Genomic DNA, 14498 nt, shown 5'->3' on the forward strand with positions numbered 1-14498 from the left:
GTTATTATCATGAACGGTCTAAAAAGGCAACGGGAGCTAGTCCGGGAGTACCAGCCCCGCCTCCACGACGTTGGACGGCGCGCTCTCGACGTTTTGGCTGTCGATGGCCGCGACGCTGGTCACGGCGTAGCTGTAGGTGATCCCCAGGATCACCTCCCTGTCCTGGTAGGTGTTGCCGGCCAGCGGCGCCTTGTTGAGCGGGGCGAGCGGCATCGGCTCCCCCTTTTTGCTCCGATACACGTTGTAGCCGGCAGCGCTTCCCTGTTCCGGGGGGAGTCCCACGAAGCTCAGCGTCACCTCGTTGGGGGAGCCCGCCGCCTCCAGCACCGGGGGGAGGGGAGGGGTGACCGCAGTGCGCCGCACCTTGTTGGAGTCCTTGCTCTGCGCGCCGCTTTTGGTGAAGGAGCGCACCTTGTACTGGTAGGTCTGCCCCTTTTTCAGGTCGAAGTCGTCGTAGATCCAGAGGCTCCCCACCTGGCGCACCCCTTGGGGAAGGTCGAGATCGACCAGCGCCAGCTGCTTGTACGCGTTCGGGCACTCCTCGCAGTCCTGCGCCGGAGGAAGCACGTCGCGCCGGTAGAGCAAAAAGCCGGCAAGGTCTTCCAGCTTGCCCCCCTTTTCCTGCTTGCCCGGGCCGGACCAGCTCACCTGGAGCTCGCCCCCCTTCTGGGCAGCGGCCAGCGTTGCGATCGGCGCCGGGACCAGCGCCTCGGGGGGGATGAGCTGGCCCCGCTTGCCGCAGCCCGGCAAAAGCGCGAGCGAGGCGGCCAGGAACAGGGGGGGGAGGAACCTGCGTGCGGTCGCCACGGCTTAACGCCCTTCCTTGGCGCGTGCGATCTCGGCCTTGACGCACTCGAGCGCGGTGCCGCCGGTGGCCCTGCGTGCGTTGACCGAGGCTTCCAGGGTGATGGAGCCGAAGATGTCGTCCTCGATACGCCCGGAGAAGATCTGCCACTCGGCCAGAGAGAGCTCCGGGATGTCCATCTCGTTCTCGATGCAGTAGCGCACCGCCTTGCCGACGATCTCGTGGGCGTCGCGGAACGGGATACCCTTCCTGACCAGGTAGTCGGCCACGTCGGTCGCGGTGGAGAACCCGGCGGCCGCGGCGGTCTTCATACGCGCCTCGTTCACCTTCATCTCGCGCACCATGTCCGCGAAGATCTTCAGCGATCCCTTGACGGTGTCGATGGTGTCGAACAGCGGCTCCTTGTCCTCCTGCATGTCCTTGTTGTAGGCCAGCGGCAGCGACTTCATCAGGGTGAGGAGCGACATCAGGTTGCCGTAGACCCGGCCGGTCTTGCCGCGCACCAGTTCCGGGACGTCCGGGTTCTTCTTCTGCGGCATGATGGAGGAGCCGGTGCAGAAGGAGTCGGAGAGGTCGACGAACTTGAACTCGCTGGTGGACCAAAGGATCAGCTCCTCCGCGAAACGGGAGAGGTGCATCATCAGGATCGAGGAGGCCGCGCAGAACTCGATGGCGAAGTCGCGGTCCGAGACCGAGTCGAGGGAGTTCCTGGTCACCTCGGGGAAGTCGAGCAGTTCCGCCACGTGCTCGCGGTCGATGGGGAAGGTGGTCCCGGCCAGTGCGCCGGCGCCAAGCGGCATCACGTTGGTGCGCTTCAGGCAGTCCTCCATGCGCCCCTTGTCACGCTTGAGCATCTCGTGGTAGGCCATCATGTGGTGCGAGAAGAGGATCGGCTGCGCGGTCTGCAGGTGGGTGAAGCCCGGCATGATGACGCCGAGGTTCTGCTCCGCCTGGTAGATGAGGGCGTCGATCAAGAGGTCGATGTAGGCGGAGATCTCCACCAGCTCGTCCCTGAGGTAGAGGCGGATGTCCAGCGCCACCTGGTCGTTGCGGGAGCGGCCGGTATGCAGCCTCTTGCCCGCGTCGCCGATCTTCTCGGAGAGGCGCGCCTCGATGTTCATGTGGATGTCTTCCAGGGAGACCGAGAAGTCGAAGTTCCCCGCCTCGATCTTATCCAGGATCTCCCTGAGACCGTGCACGATCTCCTCGACGTCCTTTACCGGGATGATCCCCTGCTTGCCCAGCATGGTAGCGTGGGCGATGGAGCCGCGGATGTCCTGGTGGTACAGGCGCTTGTCGAAGTTTATGGAGGCGGTGAACTCTTCTACGAACTTGTCGGTGGGCTGGGTGAAACGCCCACCCCACAGTTTGTCTTTGGACATGTTTTTCGGTCTCCTGCTGCTGATTTTTTGTAGAACTGCAACTTCTTTAATGCAAAGACGCCAGGGCGCGAAGGCGCAAAGAGAAAAGTTGGGTTTTTTACCCGGTACAGTTTTTTACTTGGCGTCCCTGCTCCTCCGGGGCTTTGCGTTGAATGCTTTAAAGAACCTGCCCCTCGCCGTCGCCTGCCTTGATCCACCCCTCGTCGGTCCAGCGCAGCACCGTGTGCACCTTCAAGGGGACCCGAGAGCTTCTCGGGTCGAGCTCGTGGGAGAGCGGCAGGTTGAAGTAGTAAAGCCTGGTGCCGGTGCCGAACCTCAAGCGGCAGACCGGTGCGCCGTCGAAGTCGTCGCTGGCGAACTCCCGGTCCTGGAAGGGGGACATCTTGTGGCGCGCGCTGATGGCCACGAACGATACCCCGTAGCAGCTCTGGCAGCGCACCCCTTCGATTTCGCTCTCGTCGGAGCAGTTGCCGAAGACGGTCACCGTCTCGCGCACACCCGGGGTGTCCTCCAGGTACTCGCCGTAGAAGCCGCTCAGTGCGTCCCGGTAAGCGCCGTGCTCCGGCTTGGGGTTGCACTGGATCACGAAGAGGGCGTCCAGCGACTGCCTCATGGTGAAGAAGAGCCGGTTGGCGTGATCGATGATTTGCTTGATGTTGGACGAGTAGAGGTCCCGGTACAGGTAATCAAGACAGATGATCGCCATGAAGTTGAAGCAGGCCGGTTCGCCGCGGAACAGGTAGAAGTGGCGTCCGCGGTACAGGTCGTGGTCCTTGTCCAGGAACTCCTCGCCGCGGAAGGGGTGCGTCTTGGCCTCCAGGAAGACCCGCAGGCGGCCGCTGGTCTCCTTGATGGCGATGCAGCACCAGTTGACCGGCATCCCGAGGATGTCTCCGGAGTCGATGTCGCGCTCCACGCAGTCCAGCGCCTCGGCGTTGTCCTCCCGGAAGCGGGTCAAGAGCGCCCGGTACTGCTCCAGCCGGACCTGCTCCATGCCGAACATGGTCACCGTGTTGCTGCGGAAGCGCTCCCCGATCATGCCGAGCAGGTCGTCGAAGCGGGAAAGCGGGACCGACGTCTCCGGGAACATCAGGAAGTGCAGCCGCTTCAGGTTTCCGGCGCCGTCGGCCACCAGGTCGAGAACACTCCGCACCATGTGCCACTGCTCCTCCGCGTTCACCAGGGAAAACAGGTGTTCGCGGCGCTGCAGCCGGTTCGGGATCTGCGCGATGAGGCAGTGCAGGTGATGACCCAGAGGGAAATCGAGCTGGACGTGTTTCTCGACGATCTTGACCATAGACACCAATGAGAGATTAAGACTGAGATGAAGATAAAGAAGGCCGGCAACCTCGACCGTTTTCCAAGCCCCTTAGTCTTTATCTTTATCCTTGTCTGTTTCAAAGATCAAATTAGAGATTAAGACTGAGATTAAGATAAAGAAGGCCGGCAACCTCGACCGTTTTTCAATTCCCCTTAGTCTTTTTCTTTGTCTTTGTCTTTATCTTTGTCTGTTTCAAAGATCTTCGTCAGGATGAAGCGGGCGCCGGCGGGGATCTTGTAGTCGGGCAGCTCGTCCGGCTCGACCCAGCGCGCCTCGGCCACTTCGTCCTGGTTGTGGTTCACGTCGCAGAAAAGCGGCGTGCAGCGGTAGTAGATGATGATGAAGTGGTAGTTGGCCTCCCCCGGCGTCACGTGCTCGAACACGTCGATGAGATTCCCCACTTCCACCTCGAGGCCCACCTCTTCCCAGACCTCGCGCTTGAGCGCCGCCACGATAGGCTCGCCCAGGTCGATCTTGCCGCCGGGCATCACCCACTCCCCCTGGAAGGGGGGGATGTTCCTCTTGGTGAGGAGCACACGGCCGTCGGTGTCGATGATGACGGCGACCACCGAGGTGACTATGTGGCTGGCCTTGAAACCGTTTTGCTCCATATAAGCGGATAGGGGCACGAAAGCCTCGTGCCCCTATGACCCTCCTTTACTGCAGTCGGAACTACTTGTTCTTGTTGGCCTGCATCAGGGAGCGGATCCTGAGCCTCAGCGAGTTCAGCTTGATGAAGCCCTCGGCGTCCGCCTGGTTGTAGACCTGGTCCTTCTCGAAGGTGGCGAAGTCGAGGTTGAACAGGGAGTCGCTCTCGGACTTCCTGCCCACGGTGCGCACGTGCCCTTTGTAAAGCTTCAGGCGCGCGACGCCGTTCACGGTCTTCTGGGAGTCGTCGATCAGGCACTGCATCATCTCGCGCTCCGGGGAGAACCAGTAGCCGTTGTAGATCATCTCGGCGTAGCGCGGGATCAGGGAATCCCTCAGGTGCATCACCTCGCGGTCCATGGTGATCTGCTCGACCGCCATGTGGGCCTCGCGCAGGATGGTGCCGCCCGGGGTCTCGTACACGCCGCGGGACTTCATGCCGACCGAACGGTTTTCGAGGAGGTCGACGCGGCCGATGCCGTGCTCGCCGCCGATGGTGTTCAGGTGGGCCAGAAGCTGCGCCGGGGACATGCGCACGCCGTCGACGGCTACCGCGTTACCCTTTTCGAACTCGATCTCGATGTACTGCGGCTTGTTGGGCGCCTTCTCCGGTGCCTTGGTGAGCACGAACATGTTCTCGGGCGGCTCGAGCCAGGTGTCCTCCAGGATGCCCCCTTCGAAGGAGATGTGCAAAAGGTTGCGGTCGGAAGACCAGGGGCGCTTCTTGGTGATCGGGATCGGGATGTCGTTTCTCTTGGCGTAGTTGATCAGCGCCTGGCGGGAGTTGAGCTTCCACTCCCTCCACGGGGCCACCACGGTGATGGCCGGGTTGAAGTGGTAGTAGGCCAGCTCGAAGCGGACCTGGTCGTTCCCCTTGCCGGTGGCGCCGTGGGAGACGGCGTCGCACCCCTCGATCTTGGCGATCTCCATCTGGCGCTTGGCGATCAGCGGACGCGCGATGGAGGTGCCCAAGAGGTAAGACCCCTCGTAGATGGCGTTGGCGCGGAACATCGGGTACACGAAGTCGCTGACGAACTCCTCGCGCAGGTCGTCGATGTACACCTTGTCGGCGCCCGTCTTGAATGCCTTCTCGCGCACCGGCTCCAGCTCGTCGCCCTGGCCCAGGTCTGCGGAGAACGTCACCACCTCGCAGCCGTACTCGTTCTTGAGCCACTTGAGGATGATGGAGGTGTCAAGCCCGCCCGAGTAGGCGAGGACGATCTTTTTCACTTCTTTCTTTGCCATGGGTTCTCCTTTGGTCGTTGATCGCTCTGGCCACCCTGAGGGCGGCCGGTCGGATTATTTCATCAGTGTGGCCATGATGGCTTTCTGGACGTGCAGGCGGTTCTCCGCTTCGTCCCAGACGGCGGAGTGGGGACCTTCGATAACCTCGTCGCTGATCTCCTCGCCGCGGTGCGCCGGCAGGCAGTGCAGCACCATGGCGTTCCCCTTGGCGAGATCGAGCAGTTCCTCGTTCAGCTGGTAGCCGGCGAAGGCCTTCTCGCGGATCTTCTGCTCCTCTTCCTGTCCCATGCTGGCCCAGACGTCGGTGTTGAGCACGTCGGCGTCCTTGGCGGCCTCTTTGGGGTCGCGGGTGATCACGATCTTGGAGGAGCCGTTCTTCTGCGCCCACGCGAGCACCTCGGCGTTCGGGTCGTACCCTTCGGGGCAGGCCAGCGTCAGGTCGAAGCCGAAGATGGCGGCCGCCTCGATCCAGGAGTTGGCCATGTTGTTGCCGTCGCCGATCCAGGCGAACTTGAGCCCGTCGTAGCTCCCCTTGTGCTCGATCACGGTGAACACGTCGGCCATGATCTGGCAGGGGTGGTGCAGGTCGGTCAGGCCGTTGATGACGGGGATGGAGGCGTATTTCGCGAACTCCTCGACGGTCGCCTGGGCGAAGGTGCGGATCATGACGCCGTCGCAGTAGCGGGCCATGACGCGGGCGGTGTCCTTGATCGGCTCGCCGCGCCCCATCTGGGAGTCCTTGCTGGAGATGAAGAGCGGGTGCCCCCCCAGCTGGTACATGCCGACCTCGAACGAGATCCTGGTGCGTGTCGAGGACTTCTCGAAGATCATGGCCAGCGATTTCCCCTTGAGGAGGTGGTGCTCGACGCCGCTCTTGGTCTTTGCTTTGAGGTCCTTGGTCAGGGCAAACATGGCGTCCAGTTCGGCTTTGGTGAACTGGCTCAGCGCAAGGAAGTCTTTTTTCATATTCGCTTGTTCTCGCTTCTCGGTATGATAGTGCCGGCGTGCGGCATCGCTACTCTTTGTTCCCTAGCCCCCCTCTCCCGTAGGGCGAGGGGAGCATCACTCCCCCCTCCGGGGGAGATGGGTGGACGGCGCGGGGACAACGCCTACAGTTCCTGCAAAATCTCCGTCAAGGTGGCGATCATCTCGTCCACCTCCTTCTTCCCGACGATGAGCGGCGGGACGAAGCGGAGCACCTTCTCCTGGGCGCAGTTCAAGAGGAGCCCGCGGGAGAGGGCGGTCTTGACGATGTCGCCGCCCGGGATGGCGAGCTCCACGCCGATCATGAGGCCGATGCCGCGCACCTCGGTGATCAGGCCGGGGAACTTCCTGCCCAGCGCCTCCAGTTCGCCCATCAGGTACTCGCCGATCTCCTCGGTGTGGTTCAGGATCCCTTCCTCCTGGATGGCGCGCACGGTGGCCACCGCGGCGGCGGTCACCAGCGGGTTGCCGCCGAAGGTGGAGCCGTGGGTGCCCGGGGTGAAGGATTCCGCCAGCTTGTCGGTGGCGAGCATGGTCCCGATCGGGGCCCCGCCGGCCAGCGCCTTGGCGAGCGTCATGATGTCCGGGGTGATGCCGAAGTGCTCGTGGGCGAACATCTTGCCGGTGCGCCCCATCCCCACCTGGACCTCGTCGAAGATGAGGATCAGGTGGTTCTCGTCGCAGATCTTGCGCACTTCCTGGAAATAGGCGGCGTCGGGAACCACCACGCCCCCCTCGCCCTGGATCGGCTCCAGCATGACGGCGCAGGTGCCGGGGCCGATGGCCTCCCTGAGCGCCTGGGCGTCGTTGAAGGGGATGTGGCGGAAGCCGTGCAGGAGCGGATCGAAGAACTTCTGCACCTTCTCCTGGCCGGTGGCGGAAACGGTAGCCATGGTGCGGCCGTGGAACGAGGATATGGCGGTGATGATCTCGTAGCGGTCGAGCCCGAACTTCTCACGGCTGTACTTTCTGGCCAGCTTGATGGCCGCCTCGTTCGCCTCGGCGCCCGAGTTGCAGAAGAAGGCCTTGTTGGCGAAGGAGAGGTTGCACAAAAGCTCAGCCAGTTCGATCTGGGTCGGGATGTGGTAGTAGTTCGAGCAGTGGATCAGCTCGGCCGCCTGCTTGGCGAGCGCCGCCGTGACCTTGGGGTGGCAGTGACCGAGGTTGTTGACGGCGACCCCGGCCAGGAAGTCGAGGTAGCGTTTGCCGTCCGCGTCCCAGAGGTAGCATCCCTCGCCCTTAACCGGCACCAGCGGGTACCGTCCGTACGTCTTCATGATGTATTTGTCAGCCTTGTCTATCCAGGCAGATGAATTCATAAAACCTCCAGAAGCCGTTCTATGTTCTGCGTTCCAGGTTCTACTTTAGAACCCGAACGGAACCGAACCGGCCGTCACTGAATCAATGTCACAGTATCTCCACCGCCGGCGCCTTGGCGCCGTGAACGTAGAACATAGAACATAGAATGCAGAACAGCAGTTAAGCCTGTATCTCCGTCCCGATGCCTACGTTGGTGAAGATCTCCAAAAGGATGGCGTGCTCGATCCGGCCGTCCACGATGTGGGCCTTCTTGACTCCCGCGGCGAGCGCGTCGGTGCAGCAGGTCACTTTCGGGATCATGCCGCCGGTGACGGTGCCGTTGTCGATCAACTCAGGTACGTCGGCCAGCGGAATGCTGGAAAGAAGCTCCCCTTCCTTGTTCTTGACGCCGGAGACGTCGGTCAGGAGGATCAGCTTTTCCGCCCCGAGTGCCGCGGCGACCTTGCCGGCCACCACGTCTGCGTTGATGTTGTAGCTCTGCCCGTCGCGGCCCACACCCACCGGCGCGATGACCGGGATGAAGCCACCCTTTTCCAATGTCTGCAAAATGGCGGGATTCACTTCGACGACGTCGCCTACGAAGCCGATGTCGACCATCTCGACCCCGCCGTCCTCTCGTCGGATTTCCTGGAGCAGCTTCTCGCACAGCAAGAGGTTGCCGTCCTTGCCGGAAAGGCCCGCCGCCCGGCCGCCGTGCTGGTTGATGTAGCCGACCACCTCGCGGTTCACCTGCCCGGTCAGAACCATCTCCACCACGCCCATGGTTTCCGCGTCGGTCACGCGCATCCCCTTGACGAACTCCGACACTATCCCGTAGCGCTTCAGTGTCTCGTTGATCTGGGGGCCGCCGCCGTGCACTACCACGGTGTTGATGCCGATGTATTTGAGCAGGATGATGTCAAGGGCAAAAGACTTCCTCAGCTTCTCTTCTGCCATGGCGTGCCCGCCGTACTTGATGACGATGGTCTTCCCCGAGAAACGCCTGATATAGGGAAGAGCCTCCATGAGGGTGCTCGCCTTCTCTATGAGATGCTGCATGAGTGCCTCTTCTAGCGTTAATTAGTGCACAGAAAGTCGTTAATATAGCAGATAGGGGGAAATAATCAACTTCAAACAGGGGGAAGCCTCAGGCTTTTCAGGGGCTTTGGCTGGTTTTGCTGGGGAGGGTGATGACGACGCGGGTGCCGACGTTTTCCTCGCTGTCGATGCTGACGGTACCGCCGTGCATCCGGATGAACTCGCGCACGTAGAAAAGGCCGAGTCCGAAGCCGCGCACCTGGCCGGTGTGCTCCTCGTCGACCTGGTAGAACTTCTCGAACAGCTTGGGGAGCTGCTCGGTGGGGATGCCGATCCCGTTGTCCTGGACCGTGATCTCGCACTGGTCTTCCAGGTTTCTCAGCGTCACGCAGACCACGCCGGTTTCCTTGGAGAACTTGATGGCGTTGTCGATCACCTGGCGCACGGCGAAGCTCACCTTGTCGCGGTCCAGCATAAGCTCCGGGACGTTGTCCAGGGTGATATGGGTGGTGACGCCGGGACGGTCGGCGATTTCCTGGGCTTCCTGCAAGAGCTTGGGGAGCAGCAGGTTGAGGGTGCAGGGTTCCAGGTTCAGCCCGACGCCGCTGTCCATGACCGAGGAGAAGGTCAGCAGGTCGGTGACCAGGTTTCCCAGGTAGCACGCCTCGTTGTAGATCAGCTTGATGTGTTCCTTGGCCCCCTCGTCGGACGGGTCGATCACCCCTGCCGCCAGGTTCTGCAGGAACAGCGAGATGGAGGTGATGGGGGTGCGGAATTTGTGGGAGATGAGCGACAGGAACACCGTCTTGAAACGGTCCAGGTTCCTGAGGTTGGCGATCTCCTCCTTGAGGGCCTTTTTCACCAGCGCCTTGCTGATGGCGCTCTTCAGCTGAAGCAGGTTGAGCGGCTTGGTGATGAAGTCGTCCGCGTCGGCCTTCAAGGCCTTCAGGATCAGGTCCTTGTCGGCAAAGCCGGTCATGATGATGACCACCATGGTCGGCTCCCGCTCCTTGAGCTTTTTCAGGAGCTCGATGCCGTCCATCCGGGGCATCATGACGTCGGTGAGAATGACGTCGATGCCGCCGCGCAGGAATATCTCGTACGCCTCCTGCCCGTCCCCCGCCTCGACGATGTGGTAGTCGTTGAGCACCCGCTTGCACAGGTCGCGGATCACCCCTTCATCGTCGACGATGAGGATGGTCTGCTTTTCCCTGTCGTGCAGGAGTTCCTGGCTGTGCTGGGCGGTCAGTTCGAGCATCGGCATGTCCCGGTTGTGCTGGATTTGTCTGCCTGTCTTACCTGGCGACGGCTTTACTGCGTTGGAGTTTGCCTCTCCTTTCCGGCAAGGAGGGTGCCAATAACTCCCCCTCCCCCGCCAGGGGGAGGGGAGCCGGATGATCGTTCTACCCTACGATGCGGTACACCGCCTCGAGCGCCTCGGCGAGGTTCTCCGGCTTGGAGCCGCCAGCCTGGGCCAGTTCCGGCTTGCCGCCGCCGTTGCCCCCGACGATCGGGGCGATGGCCTTGATGATGTCGCCGGCCTTCCAGCGCGAGGTGAGATCGGAGGTGACCGCCACCAGCAGGTTCGCCTTGACCGCGTCACCCGCGCCCAAGACGATGATGCCGGAACCGATGCGCTCCTTGAGGGTGTCGGAAAGCTCGCGCAGCCCCTTGGCGTCGCCGTCGACCTTGACGGCGAGGACCTTGACGCCGTTTTGCTCGCGCACCTGCTGGATCAGGTCGGCGGACTTGGAGGCGTTCACCTTCGCCTGCAGCGCCTCGAGTTCCCTCTGCAGCTCGCGCTGGCCCGCCAGGAGCTTCTCCACGCGATCCAGGGTGCTGACCCCCTCGGCCTTCAGAAGCGTCGCGATGCTCCTCTGCTCGTCTTCCATCTGGTGCACCACTGCCAGGGCGCCGTGCCCGGTCTGGGCCTCGATGCGCCTGACGCCCGCGGCGATGCCCGCCTCGGAGATGATCTTGAAGAAGCCGATCTCGCCGGCGCCGTGCACGTGGGTACCGCCGCACAGCTCCGAGGAGACGTCGCCTACGCGCACCACGCGCACGATGTCGCCGTACTTCTCGCCGAAGAGCGCGGTGGCGCCCGCGGCGAGGGCCTCGGCGGCCGGCATCTCGCGTGCGTCGACGGCGTCGTTGGCCATGATGTGGCCGTTCACCAGGACCTCGACCCTGCGGATCTCCTCGGCGGTCATCGGGCTGAAGTGGGTGAAGTCGAAGCGCAGACGGTCCGGGGTGACCAGGGAGCCGGCCTGCTTGACGTGGTCGCCGAGCACCTCGCGCAGCGCCGCCTGCAGGAGGTGGGTCGCGGTGTGGTTTCTCGCGGTCGCGGCGCGGTTCGCCGAGGCGACCTTCAGGTCGACCGCCTCGCCGTTGCGGACGTTGCCGGACACGACCTTGCCGCGGTGCACGATGAGGTCGGTGAAGGGGCGGGTGGTGCCCTCCACCTCGATGTGCGCGGCGCCGGTGGAGATGGTGCCGCTATCGCCCGCCTGCCCGCCGGACTCGCCGTAGAAGGGGGTCCTGGCGGTGACGATTTCGACCTCGTCCCCGGCGTTGGCCTCCTCGACCAGGACGCCACCCTTGATGATGGCGCTCACGGTGGAGTAGGCGGTCTGCTCGGCGTAGCCGACGAACTCGCTGTTAATGCCGGAGCCGTGCAGCTCCTTGTAGATGGCCGCGAGCCCCTGCTCGCCGGAACCCTTCCAGTTCTCCCTCGCCTTGACGCGCTGCTTCTCCATGCACAGGGCGAAGCCGTCCTCGTCAAGGGTGAGCCCTTCCGCCTCGACGATGTCGGCGGTGAGGTCGACCGGGAAGCCGAAGGTGTCGTAGAGCTTGAAGATCACTTCGCCGGACAGAACCGTCTCACCCTTGGCCTTGAGCGCAGCGGTCTCCTCGTTGAGGATGGCCAGGCCGCGGTCGAGGGTCTCGATGAAGCGCTCCTCCTCCGCCTTGATCACCTTCTTCACGTAGTGCTCGCGCTCGAGCAGTTCCGGGTAGGCGTCGCCCATCATCATGTTGACGGCGTCGACGACGCGGTAGAGCATCGGCTCGGACACCCCCAGCATCTTAGCGTGGCGGGCGGCGCGGCGCATGATGCGCCGGAGCACGTAGCCGCGCCCCTCGTTGGAGGGGAGCACGCCGTCGCAGATGAGGAAGGTGGTGGCGCGGGAGTGGTCGGCGATGACGCGCATGGAGACGTCGTCCTTCTCGTCGGAGCGGTACTTCTTGCCGCAGATCCCCTCGATGTGGCGGATGATCCCCTGGATCAGGTCGGTGTCGTAGTTGGAGGTGACCCCCTGCATGACGGCGGAGATGCGCTCGAGACCCATGCCGGTGTCGACGGACGGTTTGGGGAGCGGAGTCAGTGTGCCGTCCTTGTCGCGGTTGAACTGCATGAAGACGTTGTTCCAGATCTCCATGTAGCGGTCGCAGTCGCAGCCGACCGCGCAGTCCGGCGAGCCGCAGCCGGTGCCGGGGCCGTTGTCCCAGAAGATCTCGGAGCAGGGACCACAGGGGCCGGTGTCGCCCATGGCCCAGAAGTTGTCCTTCTCGCCGAAGCGGTAGATGCGCTCGCGCGGCACCCCTTCCTGGTTGTGCCAGATGTCCGCGGCCTCGTCATCGTCGTTGTAGACCGTGACGTAGAGGCGGTCCTTGGAGAGGCCGAGTTCGACGGTGAGGAATTCCCAGGCGTAGGCGATCGCTTCCTTCTTGAAGTAGTCGCCGAAGGAGAAGTTACCCAGCATCTCGAAGAAGGTGTGGTGGCGCGCGGTGCGGCCGACGTTCTCGAGGTCGTTGTGCTTGCCGCCGGCGCGCACGCATTTCTGCGAGCTGACCGCGCGGATGTAGTCGCGTTTCTCAAGGCCCAGAAACACGTCCTTGAACTGGTTCATCCCCGCGTTGGTGAAGAGCAGGGTGGGGTCGTTCTTCGGGATGAGGTTCGAGCTCTCCACCAGGGTGTGACCCTTTCTCTGAAAGAAGTTGAAGAACTGCGCCCGGATCTCTTTGCCTGTCATAAAAAAACCTCAAATAAAATGGGATATCTAAACCTTGTAACGGTTGTGCGTCGTGCGGGGGTGTACAGGGTGCACCCTTTTCCCGGGGCTGGTGTGGGGGGCGAATGATTATTCGCCCGCCTTCAATCCTCCTGCGCCTTCAGCTCGCGGAAGATGGCCGAGAGGGAAAAACCCTTCCTCTGCAGGTAGCCTACGATGCGCCGCTTCTCCTTGTCGGAGGCGGTGGCCGCGTCGAAACCGGGATAGCGGCGCTGCATCAACTGCGTCAACAGCTCAGCCTCGCTGTACTCCAGTGCCATCTCGTCCAGCACCTGGCTCACGATGTTCCCTGCCACGCCGCGGCGGGAGAGTTCCAGCTTCAGCCTCGGCCCGACCCCCTTGCCGTTTCGCAGCGCCGAGGAGGCGAAGCTGCGGGCGAAGCGCAGGTCGTCCAGGTAGCCGAGCTCCTTCATCCGGACTACGCTCGCCTCGATCTCTCCCTCTTGGTACCCCTTGCCGGAAAGCTTCTTCCTAAGCTCCCCCTCGGAGTGGTCGCGCAGGGTGAGAACGCGCAGGGAGCAGTCGAAGGCGCTACCGCGCTGCACCTAGTACTTCTCGATGACCAGGTCCCCTTCGCCGCCTTCGGCCGCAGCTTCCGGCTCTTCGGCGAAGTTGTCCCAGCTGGAGTCCGAGGTGGAGGAGATGCCGGAAACCTTGAGGGCGAAGTCGTCGGGGTTGCTGGACTGGCGCATGGCCTCTTCGTAGGTGATCAGCTTCCTGCTCAAAAGCTGCATGAGCGACTGGTCGAAGGTCTGCATCCCGTAGCTCGTGTGCCCCTGGGCGATGGCGTCCGGGATCTGCTTGGTCTTTTCCTTGTCGTCGATGCAGTCCCTGATGCGCGCGGTGCCGATCATGACCTCGACGGCGGGGACGCGCCCCTTGCCGTCCATGCGGGGGACCAGCCTCTGCGAGATGACCCCCCTCAGGATGCCGGCCAGCTGCATCCTCACCTGGCGCTGGTGGAAGGGGGGGAACACCGAGATGACCCTGTTGATGGTCTCGGCGGCGTCCAGGGTGTGCAGGGTGGAGAGCACGAGGTGCCCGGTCTCGGCGGCGGTCAGCGCGGTCTCTATGGTCTCGTAGTCGCGCATCTCGCCCACCAGGATCACGTCGGGGTCCTGGCGCAGGGCCGAGGTGAGCGCCTTGCCGAAGGTGAGCGTGTCGAAGCCGACCTCGCGCTGGCTGATCAGGCTCTTCTTGTCCTTGTGCAGGTACTCGACCGGGTCCTCGATGGTGATGATGTTGCAGGTCCGGTGCTCGTTGATGTAGTCGATGATGGAGGCGAGCGTGGTGGACTTGCCGGAACCGGTGGTGCCGGTGACCAGGACCAGGCCGCGCTGCTCCAGTGCGAGTTTCTTCAGCACCGGCGGCAGGTTCAGCGTCTCCAGGGTGGGGATGGCGATCGGAATGGCGCGCAGCACCATCGCCACCGTCCCGCGCTGGGCGAAGGCGTTGACGCGGAAGCGCCCGAGACCCGGGACCCCGTAGGAGAGGTCCACTTCGTAGTTCTCCTCGAAGATCCGCTTCTGGCGCTCGTTCATGATGGAGAAGGCCATGTTCCTGACCACCTCGCTGGAGAGCCGCTCCGCGTTGGGGATGGCACGCAGGGAGCCGTCGATCCTGACGATGGGGGGAAGCCCCGCCTTCAGGTGGATGTCCGACCCCTTCGCCTTCATGGCTATGCCGAGGATCTCGTTAAGTTGCAT

The 14498-nt window shown here is 63.0% G+C and carries 12 protein-coding genes; all 12 read right to left on the bottom strand.

The window, feature by feature from the left end:
• Positions 1-36: 36 nt before the first annotated feature.
• The gene (locus KOM00_RS03735) at positions 37-807 is read right to left on the bottom strand and encodes a fibronectin type III domain-containing protein (protein ID WP_216497497.1); all 771 of its coding nucleotides are present in this window, start codon (positions 805-807) and stop codon (positions 37-39) included.
• Between the two features lie 3 nt (positions 808-810).
• Positions 811-2187, bottom strand: coding sequence for an argininosuccinate lyase (gene argH, locus KOM00_RS03740; RefSeq protein WP_216497498.1), 1377 nt, complete (start codon positions 2185-2187; stop codon positions 811-813).
• A gap of 157 nt (positions 2188-2344) precedes the next feature.
• Entirely contained in the window at positions 2345-3484 is a 1140-nt protein-coding gene (locus KOM00_RS03745; protein WP_216497499.1) for a hypothetical protein, read from the bottom strand.
• 176 nt (positions 3485-3660) lie between these two features.
• Positions 3661-4119 carry an NUDIX domain-containing protein gene (locus KOM00_RS03750; protein ID WP_216497705.1) on the bottom strand — a complete coding sequence of 153 codons (459 nt, stop codon included), beginning with the start codon at positions 4117-4119 and terminating at the stop codon, positions 3661-3663.
• Between the two features lie 61 nt (positions 4120-4180).
• Positions 4181-5401 (bottom strand): argininosuccinate synthase, encoded by a 1221-nt coding sequence (locus tag KOM00_RS03755; protein ID WP_216497500.1) that lies wholly within the window; start codon positions 5399-5401, stop codon positions 4181-4183.
• Positions 5402-5455: 54 nt separating this feature from the next.
• On the bottom strand, positions 5456-6367 hold the full coding sequence (gene argF, locus KOM00_RS03760; RefSeq protein WP_216497501.1) for an ornithine carbamoyltransferase: 912 nt from the start codon (positions 6365-6367) through the stop codon (positions 5456-5458).
• Between the two features lie 143 nt (positions 6368-6510).
• Positions 6511-7704, bottom strand: a complete 1194-nt coding sequence (locus KOM00_RS03765; protein WP_216497502.1) for an acetylornithine transaminase — start codon at positions 7702-7704, stop codon at positions 6511-6513.
• A 160-nt stretch (positions 7705-7864) separates the two neighbouring features.
• Positions 7865-8743, bottom strand: coding sequence for an acetylglutamate kinase (gene argB / locus KOM00_RS03770; RefSeq protein WP_216497503.1), 879 nt, complete (start codon positions 8741-8743; stop codon positions 7865-7867).
• Between the two features lie 97 nt (positions 8744-8840).
• Positions 8841-9980: a hybrid sensor histidine kinase/response regulator gene (locus tag KOM00_RS03775; protein ID WP_216497504.1), complete on the bottom strand. Its 1140-nt coding sequence runs from the start codon at positions 9978-9980 to the stop codon at positions 8841-8843.
• A gap of 145 nt (positions 9981-10125) precedes the next feature.
• Positions 10126-12753, bottom strand: a complete 2628-nt coding sequence (gene alaS, locus KOM00_RS03780; RefSeq protein ID WP_216497505.1) for an alanine--tRNA ligase — start codon at positions 12751-12753, stop codon at positions 10126-10128.
• 122 nt (positions 12754-12875) lie between these two features.
• On the bottom strand, positions 12876-13337 hold the full coding sequence (locus KOM00_RS03785) for a regulatory protein RecX (protein ID WP_216497506.1): 462 nt from the start codon (positions 13335-13337) through the stop codon (positions 12876-12878).
• The gene (locus tag KOM00_RS03790) at positions 13338-14498 is read right to left on the bottom strand and encodes a type IV pilus twitching motility protein PilT (RefSeq protein ID WP_216497507.1); all 1161 of its coding nucleotides are present in this window, start codon (positions 14496-14498) and stop codon (positions 13338-13340) included. It abuts the gene before it with no gap.

The organism is Geomonas diazotrophica (assembly GCF_018919385.1).
GTDB classification, from domain to species: domain Bacteria; phylum Desulfobacterota; class Desulfuromonadia; order Geobacterales; family Geobacteraceae; genus Geomonas; species Geomonas diazotrophica.

Excerpts from the sequence above, each read along its gene's own strand:
- KOM00_RS03755 (WP_216497500.1), bottom strand. The coding sequence starts at position 5,401 with ATGGCAAAGAAAGAAGTGAAAAAGATCGTCCTCGCCTACTCGGGCGGG.
- KOM00_RS03775 (WP_216497504.1), bottom strand. The coding sequence starts at position 9,980 with ATGCTCGAACTGACCGCCCAGCACAGCCAGGAACTCCTGCACGACAGG.
- argH (WP_216497498.1), bottom strand. The coding sequence starts at position 2,187 with ATGTCCAAAGACAAACTGTGGGGTGGGCGTTTCACCCAGCCCACCGAC.
- KOM00_RS03765 (WP_216497502.1), bottom strand. The coding sequence starts at position 7,704 with ATGAATTCATCTGCCTGGATAGACAAGGCTGACAAATACATCATGAAG.
- KOM00_RS03790 (WP_216497507.1), bottom strand. The coding sequence starts at position 14,498 with ATGCAACTTAACGAGATCCTCGGCATAGCCATGAAGGCGAAGGGGTCG.
- alaS (WP_216497505.1), bottom strand. The coding sequence starts at position 12,753 with ATGACAGGCAAAGAGATCCGGGCGCAGTTCTTCAACTTCTTTCAGAGA.
- argF (WP_216497501.1), bottom strand. The coding sequence starts at position 6,367 with ATGAAAAAAGACTTCCTTGCGCTGAGCCAGTTCACCAAAGCCGAACTG.
- KOM00_RS03750 (WP_216497705.1), bottom strand. The coding sequence starts at position 4,119 with ATGGAGCAAAACGGTTTCAAGGCCAGCCACATAGTCACCTCGGTGGTC.
- KOM00_RS03745 (WP_216497499.1), bottom strand. The coding sequence starts at position 3,484 with ATGGTCAAGATCGTCGAGAAACACGTCCAGCTCGATTTCCCTCTGGGT.
- argB (WP_216497503.1), bottom strand. The coding sequence starts at position 8,743 with ATGCAGCATCTCATAGAGAAGGCGAGCACCCTCATGGAGGCTCTTCCC.